This is a genomic window from Oerskovia enterophila (assembly GCF_001692445.1).
Lineage (GTDB): Bacteria > Actinomycetota > Actinomycetes > Actinomycetales > Cellulomonadaceae > Oerskovia > Oerskovia enterophila.
Window position 1 is genome coordinate 14,385 of sequence record NZ_MAQA01000027.1, and the last position, 15,220, is coordinate 29,604.

General features: G+C 73.3%; 16 protein-coding genes. 3 read left to right on the forward strand and 13 right to left on the reverse strand.

Features of this window, described 5'->3' with window-relative positions; genetic code table 11:
• Positions 1-8: 8 nt before the first annotated feature.
• From OERS_RS11905 to OERS_RS11930, 6 genes are all read right to left on the reverse strand, one after another.
• The gene (locus tag OERS_RS11905; RefSeq protein ID WP_068625924.1) at positions 9-1,478 is read right to left on the reverse strand and encodes a sodium/solute symporter; all 1,470 of its coding nucleotides are present in this window, start codon (positions 1,476-1,478) and stop codon (positions 9-11) included.
• Complete coding sequence (locus OERS_RS11910) at positions 1,475-1,900, reverse strand: heavy metal transporter (RefSeq protein ID WP_139107809.1); 426 nt, start codon at positions 1,898-1,900, stop codon at positions 1,475-1,477. The genes OERS_RS11905 and OERS_RS11910 overlap by 4 nt, the downstream gene beginning before the upstream one ends.
• Positions 1,897-2,646: a LytR/AlgR family response regulator transcription factor gene (locus OERS_RS11915; RefSeq protein WP_068625948.1), complete on the reverse strand. Its 750-nt coding sequence runs from the start codon at positions 2,644-2,646 to the stop codon at positions 1,897-1,899. The genes OERS_RS11910 and OERS_RS11915 overlap by 4 nt, the downstream gene beginning before the upstream one ends.
• Positions 2,647-2,732: 86 nt before the next feature.
• On the reverse strand, positions 2,733-3,941 hold the full coding sequence (locus OERS_RS11920) for a sensor histidine kinase (RefSeq protein WP_056647051.1): 1,209 nt from the start codon (positions 3,939-3,941) through the stop codon (positions 2,733-2,735).
• A gap of 228 nt (positions 3,942-4,169) precedes the next feature.
• Positions 4,170-4,367: a YbdD/YjiX family protein gene (locus OERS_RS11925; RefSeq protein ID WP_369800645.1), complete on the reverse strand. Its 198-nt coding sequence runs from the start codon at positions 4,365-4,367 to the stop codon at positions 4,170-4,172.
• Between the two features lie 10 nt (positions 4,368-4,377).
• On the reverse strand, positions 4,378-6,663 hold the full coding sequence (locus tag OERS_RS11930) for a carbon starvation CstA family protein (RefSeq protein WP_068625925.1): 2,286 nt from the start codon (positions 6,661-6,663) through the stop codon (positions 4,378-4,380).
• 226 nt (positions 6,664-6,889) lie between these two features.
• Here OERS_RS11930 and OERS_RS11935 point away from each other — a divergent pair, with 226 nt between their 5' ends.
• Positions 6,890-8,494: an ABC-F family ATP-binding cassette domain-containing protein gene (locus OERS_RS11935; RefSeq protein WP_056647060.1), complete on the forward strand. Its 1,605-nt coding sequence runs from the start codon at positions 6,890-6,892 to the stop codon at positions 8,492-8,494.
• A gap of 1 nt (position 8,495) precedes the next feature.
• Here OERS_RS11935 and OERS_RS11940 read toward each other — a convergent pair whose 3' ends face one another.
• A complete protein-coding gene (locus OERS_RS11940) occupies positions 8,496-9,395 on the reverse strand; it encodes a glycosyltransferase family 2 protein (protein WP_068625926.1) in 900 nt (299 codons plus the stop codon).
• A 150-nt stretch (positions 9,396-9,545) separates the two neighbouring features.
• On the opposite strand from OERS_RS11940, the gene OERS_RS11945 reads away from it, so the two are divergent.
• Positions 9,546-10,142, forward strand: coding sequence for a DUF4240 domain-containing protein (locus tag OERS_RS11945; RefSeq protein WP_068625927.1), 597 nt, complete (start codon positions 9,546-9,548; stop codon positions 10,140-10,142).
• Positions 10,143-10,262: 120 nt separating this feature from the next.
• On the opposite strand, the gene OERS_RS11950 is transcribed toward OERS_RS11945, so the two are convergent.
• Positions 10,263-10,859, reverse strand: a complete 597-nt coding sequence (locus tag OERS_RS11950; protein WP_068625928.1) for a hypothetical protein — start codon at positions 10,857-10,859, stop codon at positions 10,263-10,265.
• A 339-nt stretch (positions 10,860-11,198) separates the two neighbouring features.
• Here OERS_RS11950 and OERS_RS11955 point away from each other — a divergent pair, with 339 nt between their 5' ends.
• Positions 11,199-12,128, forward strand: coding sequence for a ketopantoate reductase family protein (locus OERS_RS11955; RefSeq protein ID WP_211268473.1), 930 nt, complete (start codon positions 11,199-11,201; stop codon positions 12,126-12,128).
• 22 nt (positions 12,129-12,150) lie between these two features.
• On the opposite strand, the gene OERS_RS11960 is transcribed toward OERS_RS11955, so the two are convergent.
• From OERS_RS11960 to narI, 5 genes are all read right to left on the reverse strand, one after another.
• A complete protein-coding gene (locus tag OERS_RS11960; RefSeq protein ID WP_068625929.1) occupies positions 12,151-12,576 on the reverse strand; it encodes a hypothetical protein in 426 nt (141 codons plus the stop codon).
• Positions 12,577-12,582: 6 nt separating this feature from the next.
• Positions 12,583-12,837: a hypothetical protein gene (locus OERS_RS11965; RefSeq protein ID WP_056647077.1), complete on the reverse strand. Its 255-nt coding sequence runs from the start codon at positions 12,835-12,837 to the stop codon at positions 12,583-12,585.
• A 41-nt stretch (positions 12,838-12,878) separates the two neighbouring features.
• A complete protein-coding gene (moaA, locus tag OERS_RS11970; protein WP_083201410.1) occupies positions 12,879-13,925 on the reverse strand; it encodes a GTP 3',8-cyclase MoaA in 1,047 nt (348 codons plus the stop codon).
• A gap of 119 nt (positions 13,926-14,044) precedes the next feature.
• Positions 14,045-14,515, reverse strand: a complete 471-nt coding sequence (locus tag OERS_RS11975; RefSeq protein WP_248948529.1) for a molybdenum cofactor biosynthesis protein MoaE — start codon at positions 14,513-14,515, stop codon at positions 14,045-14,047.
• Entirely contained in the window at positions 14,512-15,219 is a 708-nt protein-coding gene (narI, locus tag OERS_RS11980) for a respiratory nitrate reductase subunit gamma (protein WP_068625930.1), read from the reverse strand. The genes OERS_RS11975 and narI overlap by 4 nt, the downstream gene beginning before the upstream one ends.
• Between the last annotated feature and the right edge of the window lies 1 nt (position 15,220).

A 15,220-nucleotide genomic window follows, 5' to 3' on the forward strand; every position in this document is an offset into this window, starting at 1 on the left:
CCACGCACTCAACGCTCGGGCGCCCGCTCCGGCACGTGCAGCCGCCGCAGGAAACGGTCGGTGCGAGGCTGCGGCCCGCGCCGGTCGCGCAGGGACACGACGACCGTCGTGGCGGTCGCGAGCGGGATCGTCCAGGCCGCGGGCTGGGCCAGGAGGCTGCGCGCGAGCCCGTCGCCGGGCCCCAGCACCGAGGTCACGAGGAGCGCGACCGCGCACAGCGCGCTCCCGACGACCATGCCCGCGATCGCGCCGCGCGCCGTGAGCCGACGCCACCACACACCCAGCAGGATCGTCGGGGACAGCGCCGAGGCCGCGAACACGAACACCGTCCCGACGCTCGTGACGAGCCCCTGCGGGATGGTCACGAGCGCGAACGCGAGGGGCACGATCGTGCACGCGACCGCGGACCAGCGGAACGAGCGGACCGTGCCGCCGAACAGGTCCTGGCTCACGACCCCCGCGAGCGAGACCACGAGCCCCGAGGACGTCCCGAGGAACGCCGCGAACGCCCCGGCGATCACGAGGGCCGAGAGCAGCTCGCCGCCCAGGCCGGGCACGAGGCGCGCGGGCAGCACGAGCGCCACCGTGTCGGCGACGCCGGGCTCGGCCAGGTCGGGCGCGACGACCCGGGCGACGAGCCCCATGGTGCTCGAGACCATGTAGAAGACGCTGATCATGACGATCACCACGACCGTGGTCCAGCGCGCCGAGACCCCGTCGGGGCTCGTGTAGAAGCGCACGAGGACGTGCGGCAGGCCGATCGTGCCGAGCAGGAGCGCGAGCAGCAGCGAGACGGTCGTGTACGTGTCGTAGGAGCGTGGCCCGGCCTCGGGCGGGAAGACCTGGGCCGGGTCGAGCGCCAGGTCCTGCCCGCCGAGCACGACCAGCAGGAAGACCACGGGGATCGCGAGCGCCGTGAGCTTGACCCAGAACTGGAACGCCTGGACGAACGTGACCGAGCGCATGCCACCCGCGGCGACCACGGCGCTCACGACCGCGGCGACCCCGACCGACCCGACCCACGGCGGCACGGGGGCCACGGTCGTGATGACGAGCGCGGCGCCGTGGAGCTGCGGGACGACGTACAGCCACCCGATGACGAGCACCAGGACGCTCGTGACGCGCCGGGCGGCGAGCGAGTCGAGGCGTGCCTGGACGAAGTCGGGGATCGTGTACGCCCCGCTGCGGCGCAGCGGCCCGGCCACGAACAGCAGCACGAGCAGGTAGCCCGCGGCGTACCCGACGGGGAACCAGAACGCCTCGGCCCCGGAGAGCAGCACGAGCCCGGACAGGCCCAGGAAAGTCCCGGCCGACAGGTACTCGCCGCTGATGGCCGACGCGTTCCACACGGGCTGCACGGTGCGCGAGGCGACGAAGAAGTCGCTCGTGGTCCGCGAGATGCGCAGCCCGTAGAACCCGATGAGCCCGGTCGCGAGCAGCAGCAGGCCGACCGCGACGAGCGGCAGCGCCGAGGTCACTCGTCCTCCACGAGGGCGCGGAAGCGTCGTTCGTTGCGCGCGGCGGCGAGCGCGAACACGAGCGCGAACGCCGCGATGACCGGGTAGAACCCGTAGGCGTGCAGGAGCCACGGGAGCGGCACGCCCAGCAGGTGCACGTCGCCCAGCGTCGGCACGGCGCTCATCGTGACCGTGAGCAGCGCGACGACGGCCAGGAACGACACGACGCACGCGAGCGCGAGCCGCAACTGCGCTCGCGCGAGGCTGCGGGCGTACACGGCCGCGGGTTCGCTGCCGCCGTCGGGCCCGGAGGTCTCCGCGCCCAGGGGCGTCACGCTGCCCGACGGCGCCCGCTCCCCCGGGTGCGTCGCGGCGTCCAGGTCGGCGGCCGGTTCGTCCGTCGAACGGACGACGACCCGCGGCGGGGGCTCCTCGGTGCTCACGGACGTCCTCCGGGACGGCCGAGGAGCGCGTCGCGCACGGCCGGGGCCATGCGACGGCTCACGGGGACCTCGTGCCCCGCGACGACCACGACGGGGTGCGCACCGCCCAGGCGGACCGCGGTCACGGCCGAGCGGTCGACGAGGTAGGAGCGGTGCACGCGCAGGAAGCCCGCGGCCGCCCAGCGTTCCTCGAGGTCGGAGAGGGGCTCGCGCACCAGGTAGCTGTCGCTGTCCGTCACGAGGCGCGAGTAGTCGCCCTGCGCCTGGACCCACCGCACCGCGGAGCGCAGCACGACGCGCGTCGTGGTCCCGACCGTCACGGCGATGGTCTCGTCGGCCGGGGCACGGGCGTCGGGCGCCGCCCGGCCCGCGTCCCGCAGCGCGGCGCGGCCCCCGGCCGCATGACCCGCGACAGCGCGCTCGACCGCCCGAGCCAGGCGTTCGCGCCGCACGGGCTTGAGCACGTAGTCGACCGCCTCGACCTCGAAGGCCTCGATGGCCCGGGCCTCGTCGGCCGTCACGAACACCACGGCGGGCCGCACCGAGAACCGCGACAGCGCGCGGGCGAGGTCGAGCCCCGTGAGGCCGGGCATGTGGATGTCGAGGAACGCGACGTGCACGGGGTGCTCGGACAGCCAGCGCAGGGCCTCGGACCCCGAGGCGACGCCGTGCACCGAGCGCACGTGCGGGTCGCGCCGCAGGAGCTGGACCAGCTCGTCGAGCACGGGCCGTTCGTCGTCGGCCACGAGGACGTCGACGCCGTCTGGCCGACGGACGCCGCCCGGGCTCCCGGCCGGCTCGCCGAACCCGGCGGCCGCGGGGACGTCGTCGTTCACGGCCTGCTCACCTCGGTCTCGTGCTGGGGCTGGGACTTGGGCACGCGCATCCGCACGAGGGTACCCGCGCCCTCGTTCGTCTCGATCTCGAGCGCGTGCTGGTCGCCGTAGAGCTGGCGCACGCGCGTGTCGACGTTGCGCAGACCGACGTTGGTCGCGCGCGAGCCCGACGCGAGCAGGGCCCGCAGCGTCTCGGGCGACATCCCGACGCCGTCGTCCTCGACCGTGATCTCCGTCTGGGTGCCCTCGTCGCGCGCGCTGATGACGATCGTGCCCCCGGCCTCGCGCGGTTCGAGGCCGTGGCGGACCGCGTTCTCGACGAGCGGCTGGACGCTCAGGAACGGGATGACGGTCGAGAGCGACTCGGGCGCGATCTGGAGCGTCACGGTGAGCCGGTCGCCGAACCTCGCGCGCTCGAGCTCGACGTACGAGTGGATGCTGTGCAGCTCGTCGGCGAGCGTCGTGAAGTCGCCGCGCCCGCGGAACGAGTAGCGCGTGAAGTCGGCGAAGTCGAGCACCAGGTCCCGCGCCCGCTCGGGGTCGGTGCTGATGAAGGAGGCGATCGCGCCGAGCGAGTTGTAGATGAAGTGCGGGCTGATCTGGGCGCGCAGGGCGCGCAGCTCGGCCTGGGCCAGCGCGGTGCGCGAGGTCTCGAGCTCACCGAGCTCGAGCTGGGCCGCGCACCACTGCGCGACCTCGCCCGTGGCGCGCACGAGCGGCGGGCGCACGCGCGCCGCGAACGCGACCACGGCGCCTGCCACGGTTCCCCCGGCGAGCACGGGGGCACCCACGGCCTCGAGCGGCCCGTCCGGCGAGGGCGTGCCCGACGACGGCTCGCGGCCCCCGTAGACCTGTCGCCTGCCCGTCTCGACGGTCCGCGCCCCCACGCGCTCGGCCTCGGCCAGCAGGTGGGCCGGGCCGTCGAGGGCCACGACGCCGTCTGCCGTCACGACCGCGAGCGCGTCGCAGCCCAGCAGCGCACGCAGGTGGCGCGCTGCTCGGCCGACGTCGTCGCCCTCGAGGCCGTCACGCAGGTGCGTGGCGGCGCGCGACGCGAGGTGCAGGGTGCGGAACGTCGCGCGCTCCGAGTCGCTGCCGAGCTCGCGGGTGCCGCGGGCCAGCCGCCAGGCGAGGACCAGCGCGCCCGTGAGGAGGACGCCGACGACCAGGCCGACGACGGCTCCGGTGAACGCGGGTCCGGACATGTCGAGATCCTATTCCGGAGAGATGTCGCCGAGGGTGACGCGCTGGCATGCCGAGGGTGACGTACTGGACCGCCGAGGGTGACACGCTGGCGTGCCGAGGGTGACACGCTGGCGTGCCGAGGGTGACGCGCTGGCGTGCCGAGGGTGACAGCACCGAACCGCCTGGACGTCACCCTCGGCGACCGGCAGCGTCACCCTCGGCGACCGGCAGCGTCACCCTCGGCGAGTTCAGCAGCAGCGGGCGCCGGGGTTGCGGTCCTGGTCGTCCATGCGCTGGCGCCAGAACTGGCGCTCGGTCAGGACGGGGACGTCGGGCCCGTGCGCGGCGCGGCGGTGCTCCACGTACACCCGGTACGCGTCGTCGCCCATGAGCTGGCGGACGTACCAGGCCGCGCCCCTCGCCGCGCGGGCGAGCGCGTCGCGCACGGGCCCCACGTCAGTGCCCCGCGCCCGAGGACACGGGCCGCTTCTCGGGCGGGAGCTGGGCCCACTCGGCCTCGATCTCCTTCTCGGTCGCGGTCGTCAGGAGCCCTGCGGGCGCGAAGCGGCGCGAGGCCACGGGCTCGTCCTCGTGGTTCTCCCCTCCGCCCGCACGCAGCGCCTTGACGGTCGTCACGAGGGCCGCGACCATCACGACGATCGCGAGGACCACGAAGATGATCGACAGCGTGCCCTGGACGAACGTGTTGCGCACGACCGCCTCCATGGCCTCGACCGAGGTCGCGGTGCCGAACGAGGTCTCGCCCGTGGCCAGGGCCTCCTTGAACGCGTTGTGGTTGGCCCAGTAGCCGACCGCCGGGACCGGCGAGAAGATCTTCTCGAACGACGCGGTGATGGTCACGACCGCGGTGAACGCGAGGGGCAGCGCGACGATCCAGAGCCAGCGGAAGTACGACCGTCCGCGCTTGGCCACGATCGCCAGGACGACCGCGAGCGCGATGGCCGCGAGGAGCTGGTTGGCGATGCCGAACAGCGGGAAGAACGTGTTGATCCCGCCGAGGGGGTCGGTCACGCCGAGGTAGAGGATGCTCCCCCACCCCGCGACCATGACCAGGGTGCAGAACCACACGCCGGGGCGCCACGACACGTCACGGAACCTGGGCACGACGTTGCCGAGCGAGTCCTGGAGCATGAAGCGCGCGACGCGCGTCCCGGCGTCGACGGCCGTGAGGATGAACAGCGCCTCGAACATGATCGCGAAGTGGTACCAGAAGCCCATCATCGAGGCACCGCCGAACAGCTGCTGCATGATGTGCGCCAGGCCCAGCGCCAGGGTCGGGGCGCCACCCGTGCGGGACACGATGGACTCCTCACCGACGGCCGCCGCGGTCGAGGACAGCATGTCGGGCGTGAGGTTCACTCCGGCCAGGCCGAGCGAGTTGACGAACGCGACCGCGCCCTCGATGGTCCCGCCCGTCGCGGCGGCCGAGGCGTTCATGGCGAAGTAGATGCCGCGGTCGAGCGAGATCGCCGCGACGAGCGCCATGATCGCGACGAACGACTCCATGAGCATGCCTCCGTACCCGATGAAGCGCGTCTGACGCTCCTTCTCGAGCAGCTTGGGCGTCGTGCCCGAGGCGATGAGCGCGTGGAAGCCGGAGAGAGCGCCGCACGCGATCGTGACGAACAGGAACGGGAAGAGCGACCCGGAGAACACCGGGCCGGTCTCTCCGCTCGCGAACTCGCTGACCGCGGGGACCGAGATCTCGGGGCGCACGATCACGATCGCACCCGCGAGCATCACGATCACGCCGACCTTCATGAAGGTCGACAGGTAGTCGCGCGGTGCCAGGAGCAGCCACACGGGCAGGACCGCGGCGATGAAGCCGTAGATGATGATGCCGATCGCGATCGTCGTGCGGTCGAGGTGGAACAGGTCCGCGCCCCACGGGGTGTTCGCGACCCAGCCGCCGCCCACGATCGCGGCCATGAGGAGCACGAAGCCGATGATCGAGACCTCGGTGATGCGCCCGGGGCGCAGGTAGCGCAGGTAGACGCCCATGAACAGGGCTATCGGGATGGTCATCGCGACGCTGAAGACGCCCCAGGGGCTCTCGCCCAGGGAGTTCACGACCACGAGCGCGAGGATCGCGACGATGATCAGCATGATGAGCAGCGACGCGACGATCGCGGCCGTGCCACCGATGCGCCCGAGCTCCTGGCGGGCCATCTGACCGATCGTGCGCCCGCCGCGACGCATCGAGAAGAACAGGACGACGTAGTCCTGCACCGCCCCCGCGAAGATGACGCCGACGATGATCCAGACCGTGCCGGGCAGGTAGCCCATCTGCGCCGCCAGGACCGGGCCCACGAGCGGACCGGCGCCCGCGATCGCCGCGAAGTGGTGCCCGAACAGCACCCGGCGGTCGGTCGGGACGTAGTCCTTGCCGTCCGAGCGCACCTCGGCGGGCGTCGCACGGCGGTCGTCGGGGCGCGTGATGTACCGCTCGATGACCTTCGAGTAGAAGCGGTAGCCGATGAGGTAGCTGCACACCGCGGCGAACACGAACCAGATGGCGTTGACGGTCTCGCCGCGCACGAGCGCGAGCATGACCCACGCCACGCCCCCGAGCAGCGCGATCCCGGTCCACAGCGCGACCTTCTGCCAGCTCCAGCGGGGCGCGAGGGCGGACTCGGGGACCGCAGTCGGCGGAAGGGTCGGGTCGGGCGAGAGCCCGTCGTCCGGGGCGGCCTCCGCGGTCGATCGGATGTCTGTGGTCATCGGTTCTCTCTCCCTCAGGTCGCGTCGTTGCGTCCGACCGGGAAAGGCTAGGGACACCGCAGGTCCGTGATCCACGTCACGTCGACGGGCGGTCGAGGTGTGCGACGAGCGGTAGGTCACGTGCGACGAACGGTTGCCGTACGGCAGCCCGCAAGGGTGCGGACAGCCCGCCCGCGTAGTGTTCGGGGTCGTGCCGACGTGCGGCACGGAGCCCGAGAGGACCCCTGTGAGCCTGATCCGCCTGAACGCCGTGAGCATGCAGTTCGACGACAAGGTCGTGCTGCGCGACGCCTACCTCAAGCTCCGCGAGGGCGAGCGCGTCGGGCTCGTGGGCCGCAACGGCACGGGCAAGACGACGTTCCTCGAGCTCATCCTGGGGCGCAAGGAGCCCACGGCCGGGACGGTCGACGTCAACCTCGGGGTCACGATCGGGTACTTCTCGCAGTTCTCGGAGCTCGCGGGCCACCGCAGCGCGGCCGAGGAGCTCAGCGCGCTGTTCGCCGACGTCCACGCGACGCAGGAGCGCCTCGACGCGATCGGCGAGCGCCTCGCCGAGCCCGACCTCATGGACGACGGCGGCGACGAGATGACGCGGCTCCTGACCGAGCAGGCCGACCTGTTCGAGCGCATGGACGCGATCGACGGGTGGTCGTACGAGAACACCATCGACACGGTCCTCACACGCCTCGGGTTCGACGCCGAGCGCCGCGACCTGCCCGTCGACCAGCTCTCGGGCGGTTGGCGCAACCGCGCGGCGCTCGCACGGATCCTCGTGCAGCGTCCCGACGTGCTGCTGCTCGACGAGCCCACCAACTTCCTCGACCTCGACGGCGTGCGCTGGATCGAGAACTGGCTCCAGACCTACCCGGGCGCGGTGCTCGTGGTCTCGCACGACCGTCAGTTCCTCGACGGGGCCGTCAACCGGATCGTCGAGATCGAGAACCGCCGCCTGCACGAGTACGAGGGCGGGTACTCCGACTACGTGCACGCCAAGCAGTCGCGCCTCAAGACCATCGAGCGCCAGTTCGCGCACGAGGAGGAGCTGCTCGCGTACGAGGTCGAGGCCAGCGACGCCCGCAAGCAGGCCGCGAAGGACAAGAGCCGCGGGCTCAAGCGCAAGCTCGCCGACATCAAGAAGCGCCAGGCCCCTCGCCCGGTCGACCAGATCATCACCACGATCTACGCGGACCTCCACGTGAGCGAGCGCCTGGTCGAGGTCGAGGGCCTCACCAAGGGGTTCGGCGGTGACCCGTTGTTCAGCGACCTGACGTTCGCGCTGCACCGGGGTGACCGCGTGGCCGTCGTCGGGGCGAACGGGTCCGGCAAGTCGACGCTCCTCGACGTGCTCACCGAGGTCGTCCCGCCCGACGCCGGGCAGATCACCTGGAAGAAGAACTCGACGTTCGTCTCCTACAACCAGGTCGTGGCCGACCTCGACCTGGACGACACGGTCGCGCACGCCGTCAGCGCGGCCCCGGGCACGCTCGCCTACTCCGCGACCAAGAAGAACGTCAACCGGTTCCTGACGATGCTGCAGTTCTCCGAGATGGAGCTCAAGCAGAAGATCGGCACGCTCTCGGGCGGGCAGCGCGCCCGCGTCGCGATCGCGCAGTGCCTGCTGTCGGGCGCCTCGGTGATCGTGCTCGACGAGCCGACCAACCACCTCGACCTCACGAGCGCACAGGTCATGGAGCGCGCGCTCGCGCACTTCCCCGGCGCCGTGGTCGTCGTGAGCCACGACCGCTATTTCATCGACAAGGTCGCCGACCGCCTCCTGACGTTCGACGGCGCGGGCGGCGTCGACGAGACGGCCGCGAGCGGCGCTCTCTGACTCAGCCCTCCGGGACGGGGGCGGCGGTCCGAGCCGTCGGCGCACCGACGCTCGCCGCCCGGGCGGTCGCGATCCGCACGACCGCGGCCATGCCGCCGTCGCCGTAGGTGGCGTCGTCGACCGGGACCTCCGGGTGGTCGAGCACCAGCTGCTCCCAGGCGTCGAGCCGCGCGATCGACGCCGCCTCCTGGGCCAGCAGCACCGCGCGCAGGTGCTGTTCGAACAGGGGGCGGTGCCGGTCGACCAGGTGACCGTAGAGCGCGATCCGTTTGTCCATGCTGCGCACGTTGGCCGAGGTCGGGGACGTGCGGTACTCGACGAGCGGCTCGGGCACGATCTCGATCCGGCCGCCCGCCGCGAGCAGCGCGAGGAAGAAGTCCCAGTCCTCGAACCCGTCCCGCATGCGCTCGTCGTAGCCTCCGGCCGCGCGCCAGCGGTCACGGCGCAGCATCACGGTCGCCGGCGAGGCGTTGCGGTGGAGGAAGTCGACCGCCGCTCCCCCGGCGGGGCGGGCGACCGCGTGGGCGACGCCGTGCATGCGCAGCCAGGACGAGGCGCCGACGACGTCGGCATCCTCCTCGAGGAGGGCTGCGGTCCGCTCCACGAAGGTCTCGGCCAGGCGGTCGTCGCCGTCCAGCACGACCGCGAGCTCGGTGGTCAGCCGGGACAGCCCGGCGTTGCGGGCCGCGCTCACGCCCGCGTTCTCCTGGCGCAGGACCTGCACCTCGCCCTCGGCGCGGAGCGCGTCGAGGACCGCGAGCGACCGTGCGTCCGTCGAGCCGTCGTCGACCACGACGACCTGGTCGGGTGCCCGGGTCTGCCTCAGCACCGACTCGACGGCCTCTCGCACCAGGTCTCCCTGGTCGAACCCGGTCACGACCACGCCCACGGTTGCTCGCACGCGACGATGCTAGCGGCTACCCACCGCACGTCGGTGGCCTCCCCTTGAGCGCGACCGTGACGGCGCCGACCAGGCGCTCGGCGGGCGCGCGTCGGTGCATACCAGGTGCACGCCGGGTGCATGTCAGTGGTGGCCCCTACATTTCCCGCCATGGACCACGACACCTTCTGGCAGCTCGTCGACGACGCTCGGACCCGCGCAGGGCAGGGGGCCGACGACCGCGGCGCGCAGGACGACCCGCTTCCCGGCACGCTGACCGCCCTGCTCGTCGAACGGCTGGCGCCCGACGAGATCCTCGCGTTCGCGGCCGTGGCCGACGAGATGAGCGCAGCCGCCTACGCCTGGCCCGTGTGGGGCGCTGCCTACCTGATCGAGGGCGGGTGCAGCGACGACGGGTTCATGGACTTCCGCGACGGGCTCGTGCTCGCAGGGCGAGACGTGTTCACCCGCACGGTCGCGGACCCGGACTCGCTCGCGGAGCACCCCGTCGTCCTCGGCATGGGCGGAGGGGGCTCCGGCTGGTTCGGGTACGAGTCGCTCGGCTCGCTCGTGGGCGAGGCCTGGACGCGGGCGACCGGCCGCGACGACGAGGAGTACTACGCGGCCCGCGAGGCGGCCTCACCGTCGCGCGACGGTGAGGACAGCGAGGAGAGCTCTTCGTCCGACCCGAGCGGCGAGAGCTGGGACTTCGACGACGAGGACGAGAACCGCCGTCGGCTCCCGCGCCTCGCGTCGCTCTTCGACTGACCTGCGCCCCACGGCCAACGCCCGCCGGCCGGCCGGTCGTTCAGGACGGCTCGGCAGCCGACGGGCCGGTGGCCGAGGCGGGGTGGCACAGGGCTGAGCCGGTCGGGATCCGGCCCAGCCCTAGCCGATCCCGGAGTCCTGCTCGTCGGCGTCGGACGCCGGCGCGAGCCCGCCCAGGATCCCCGCCGCCGCACCGAGCACCAGCCCCACGCGGGCGTGCGGCGCGCGCACCCCGCGAGCGCGCAGGCGCTCACCCCACCGGTAGGCAATCTTCTCCCCGACCACCGCGAGCGCCGTCGTGACCCCGAGGACCACGACCGCCCCGGTGGCTACCGCGGTCCTCCCGGCAGGAGTGATCTCGACGGGCGTCAGCCCGTGCAGCGCATTGTCCGGGACGTCGCTCGAGTCGGCCTCGCTCGGGACGGCTGTGCCCACGGCGGACGCGGGGCCGCCCGCGAGCGCGTCGTCGTCGCGCCCGGGCTCGCGCACCGTGTCGCGCAGCCGCCGGACGCCCTCGAGCGCCTGCCGGCCTTCCTCGGTCCGCAGCAGCAGGGCGATCCCGGACACCCCGCACACGGTCTTGAGCAGGGCCCGGGTGCTGCGCCGCTCGACGAGGTCGGGCACGGTGTACCACGCGGCCGTCACGAGCCCGTAGACCGCGGCCGAGCGCGCGTCGAACGTCCATGGGCGGGTGGTCTCGGTCCGGTTCTCCTGCATCGCTCACGCCCCTCGCTGTGCGTCGTCCGCACGTCGTCCGTCCCGGGTACACGTCGGTACCTGCCACGGGCTGTCGTGTAGGCACCAACGAGGCACCCGCACGGATCGTTCCACCGACACGCCGCCCGGCCTCGCCCACACGGTGCGTGCCGGCTGGTCCGTTCACGCGGCGCACGCCCGACCCGTCCGTCCGGGCCGTGACGCCAGCGCCGGGTGCCCACGCCGAGCGCGCCGGCGCCGGGTCGTGACGACCCTCACTCCCCCAGGGACCGCGCCTCGCACCGAGGTGACGCCCCGGCGTGTTCTCCTGGGACCTCGATCGTCAGGACGAGGGAGACCGTGGTGGGACAGGACGTGGCAGGGATCGTGGACGAGGCGGAGAGCACGGACCGGACGAGCGTCGCGGTCCTGGGCGCCGGTGGGGTCGGAGGGCTCGTCGGCGCGCTGCTGAGCCGTGCGGGCGACGACGTGCGGTTCGTCGCTCGTGAGACGACGGCCGAGTCGCTGAACGAGCACGGCCTCCGGGTCCGGAGCGGGCTGCTCGGGGACTTCGACGTCCCCGCCCGGGCGACGACGCACCTCGGTTCCCCCGTCGACGTGCTTCTCGTCGCGGTCAAGCAGACCGGCCTGGCGGACGCCCTGGACCTCGTCCCCCGGGAGGTCCTCGGGGACGGCGTCGTCGTGCCGCTCCTCAACGGCGTCGAGCACCTGGACGTGCTGCGAGCCCGCTACGGCTCCGAGCGCGTCGTGCCTGCGACGATCCGGGTCGAGTCGACGCGCGTCGCCCCGGGAGAGATCGTGCACGGCAGCCCGTTCGTCGAGATCGACCTCGCGGCGGGCGACGTGCCCCTCGAGGCGGTCGAGTCGGTGCGTGCCCTGCTCGCGGGCGCGGGCATCACGACGACCGTGCGTGCCGACGAGCCGGCGCTCGTCTGGGCCAAGCTCTCCTTCCTGGCCCCGCTCGCCCTGCTCACCACGCGGTACGCCGCGACCATCGGCGAGGTGCGCACGACCCACCGGTCCGAGCTCGAGACGCTCGTCGCCGAGGTCGCAGCCGTGGCGGCGGCATCAGGCGCTCCCGCGGACCCCGCTGCTTCGCTGGCCCTCTACGACAGGTTCCCCGCGGGCGCGCGGTCCTCGATGGAGCGCGACGCCCAGGCGGGGCGTCCCCTCGAGGTCGACGCGATCGGCGGCGCGGTCGTGCGCGCGGCGAGCCGCCTCGGGGTCGCGGTCCCGCTCACCTCGCGGCTCGTCGCCGAGCTCGGCTGACCGCCGGGCAGGTCCCGTCCGGCTACCAGTCGGCGGGCACGACCCAGTGCCGCGGCGCCGCCTCGTGCTCCAGGAGCCTGGCCTGGACCTGCCGGCAGTGCAGCTCCCTCCGTTCGGCCGTGAGCCCGTCGAGCCACGCGACGTAGCGTCGCTCGAGGCGCCGGAACCGCGCTCGCCCGAGCGCCAGGACGACGACCGAGACGAGCCAGGGGGCCGCGAGCAGCACCGCGGCGATGCTCACGGCCGCCGGGACCGTCAGGACCGGGTGGGCGCGGAGCCCGCACCACAGGACCACGACGGCCACGGCGAGCTGGCTCACGCTCGCCGCGAGCAGCCACCCGCTCGTGACCGGGCCGTGGAGCCCCCCGCGCCGGTGACCGCACGGCACGAACGTCGCGGCCGGCGCGTCGAGCGGCGGGAAGCGCTCGTGCGTCGGAGCGCTCTGCACGTCGGCTCACCCACCCGCGAACGGCGGGAGCACGTCGATCGTCACGGGCTCGGCGACGGGGGTGGCGGCGGACTCCGGGCGCAGCGCGCGCCCGTCCTGGAGGTAGGACGAGACGACCTGCACCCGGCGCATCGCCTCGCCGTGGCGTCGCGCGCTCGCGCGGAGGGCGGCGGCCGGGCTCTCGGTCTCGATCACCTCCTCGTCCAGGCCGTTCGCTGCGGCGCGGGCCGCGGCGTAGTAGCGCAGGGTGATGGCGGGCATCTCGGTGCTCCTTCTCGTGGGCGGGTCGGGGGAAGGGTGGGTCAGCCGCCGATCGCGGACATGCCGCGGGCGGGCTGCTCGAAGCCGGCGGTGCCGACGGTGTGGCCGGCAGCCTTGGCCCGGACCGCGAGGCCGAGGGCCTGCGCGATCCGTTCGTCGTCGCCGCCCGTGCGCAGGATCGTGCGCAGGTCGGTCTCGTCACGGGCGAACAGACAGTTGCGGAGCTGGCCGTCGGCCGTGAGCCGGATCCGGTCGCACGCCCCGCAGAAGGGCCGCGTCACCGACGCCACGATCCCCACGACGGCGTCGGTCCCGTCGACCCGCCAGCGCTCGGCGGGCGCGGCGCCGCGCGTCGGCACCGGGACCAGGTCGAACTCCCCGGTGAGCGAGGCGAGCACCTCGTCGGCCGTGACCATTCCCTCGCGGGTCCAGGTCCGGCCCGCGTCGAGCGGCATCTGCTCGATGAAGCGCAGCTCGTAGCCGCGCTCGAGCGCGAACCGCAGGAGGTCGACCATCTCGTCGTCGTTGACCCCTCGCACGAGCACGGCGTTGAGCTTGGTGCCCGTGAAGCCTGCCCGGTCGGCCGCCGCGAGCCCGTCGAGGGCCCGCCCGAGCCGGTCCCGGCGGGTGAGCCGCGCGTACCGTTCGGGGCGCAGGGTGTCGAGCGACATGTTGAGGCGGCCGAGCCCCGCCGCGCGGAGCGGCTCCGCGAGCGCCGCGAGGCGCAGCCCGTTGGTGGTCATCGAGATCTCGGGTGCCCCCGGGAGCGCCGCCAGGTCGGCAACGATCTCGACGATGTCGGGCCGCAGGAGCGGTTCGCCGCCCGTGAGGCGGATCTCCTCGACCCCGTGGCGCACCGCCACGGCCGCGACCCGTGTCATCTCGGCGACCGTGAGGAGCTCCTCGGAGGGCAGCCACTGCATGCCCTCGGCGGGCATGCAGTAGGTGCAGCGGAGCGAGCAGCGGTCGGTCAGCGAGATCCGCAGGTCGCGGTGGCGGCGCCCGAACCGGTCGACGAGCCCGGGAGCGTCTCGTCGGTCCGCGTCCGACGGCCGGTCCGTGCCCGACGGCGCCCCTCCCCCGGGCAGTGCGTCTCCCGACGGCGTCGCGCGCCCGGGGACCGCACGACCGGACGTGACGTGCTCGGCGGGTGCGGCGCCGTCGGGCAGGAGATTGCCGACCGTGCGCTCGACCGCGGGCGCGATGCTCACAGCGCCCCGACCCACTCGTCCGTGCCGTCGGCGAAGACCTGCCGCTTCCACACGGGCAGCGCCGCCTTGACCTCCTCGACCAGGTCGCCGCACACCTCGAAGGCCTGGGCGCGGTGCGCCGAGGACACGGCCGCGACGAGCGCGACGTCGCCGACCGCCAGGTCGCCCACGCGGTGGGACACCGCGACCCGGACCGCGCCCGAACGGGCCGCGACCCGCGCGGCGATCTCGCCGATGATCCGGTCGGCGTCGGGGTGCGCCTCGTAGGTGAGCGCGGCCACGGAGCGGCCGTCGTCGTGGTCGCGCACCACGCCAGCGAACGTCACGACCGCCCCTGCGTGGGCCGAGGCCACCGCGCGCTCGTGCTCGGCCACGTCGAGGACGGACTCCCCCACACCCGCGAGGACGACGAGCGCGTCGGCCACCACCTCGGTCGCCCCGTCCGCAGGGAGGCCGGCCACGCTCACGCCCGCACCTTGCCGCGCCCCGGCGCCGCGGAACGCTGCCGGTAGACCACGTACGGCCGGGCGAGGTATGCCACGGGCACCGACCACACGTGCACGAGCCGCGTGAAGGGCCAGATCGCGAGGAGCAGGCACGCGAGCACCGCGTGCCAGCCGTAGACCGCGGGCGCCGCGGTGATGAGCGACGGGTCGGGCTGGAGGACGAAGAGCTGACGGAACCAGACCGAGACCGTGCCGCGGTACTCGTAGCCCGAGCCGAACACGTTGATCGCGACGGTCTGCCACATGCCGACCCCGATCTCGACCGTGAGCAGGGCGTACAGGACCCGGTCCATGGGGGTCGTGACCACGCGGATGCGGTCCGAGACGTAGAACCGGCGCAGCAGCAGGATCACGAGGCCCGCGCACAGCACGACCCCCGCGACGGTCCCGGCTGCGACCGCGACGACGTGGTACGTGTGGTCCGAGATCCCGAGGGCCCGGGTCCACGACGTCGGGATCAGGAGCCCCGCGGCGTGGCCGAGGATCGCGAACAGCGCCCCGAAGTGGAACAGGGGCGATCCCCAGGCGAGCCAGCGCTTCTCGAGCACCTGGCTCGTGCGGGTCGTCCAGCCGAACTGGTCGTTGCGGTACCTCCAGACGTGCCCCACGACGAAGATCGCGAGGCAGACGTACGGCAGCACCACGAAGAGGAGGGTGTCCCACATG

What these genes read in the sequence shown, in the direction of transcription:
- OERS_RS11920 (WP_056647051.1), bottom strand. Translation starts at nt 3,941, where the DNA reads ATGTCCGGACCCGCGTTCACCGGAGCCGTCGTCGGCCTGGTCGTCGGC.
- OERS_RS11930 (WP_068625925.1), bottom strand. Translation starts at nt 6,663, where the DNA reads ATGACCACAGACATCCGATCGACCGCGGAGGCCGCCCCGGACGACGGG.
- OERS_RS11945 (WP_068625927.1), top strand. Translation starts at nt 9,546, where the DNA reads ATGGACCACGACACCTTCTGGCAGCTCGTCGACGACGCTCGGACCCGC.
- OERS_RS11950 (WP_068625928.1), bottom strand. Translation starts at nt 10,859, where the DNA reads ATGCAGGAGAACCGGACCGAGACCACCCGCCCATGGACGTTCGACGCG.
- OERS_RS11965 (WP_056647077.1), bottom strand. Translation starts at nt 12,837, where the DNA reads ATGCCCGCCATCACCCTGCGCTACTACGCCGCGGCCCGCGCCGCAGCG.
- narI (WP_068625930.1), bottom strand. Translation starts at nt 15,219, where the DNA reads ATGTGGGACACCCTCCTCTTCGTGGTGCTGCCGTACGTCTGCCTCGCG.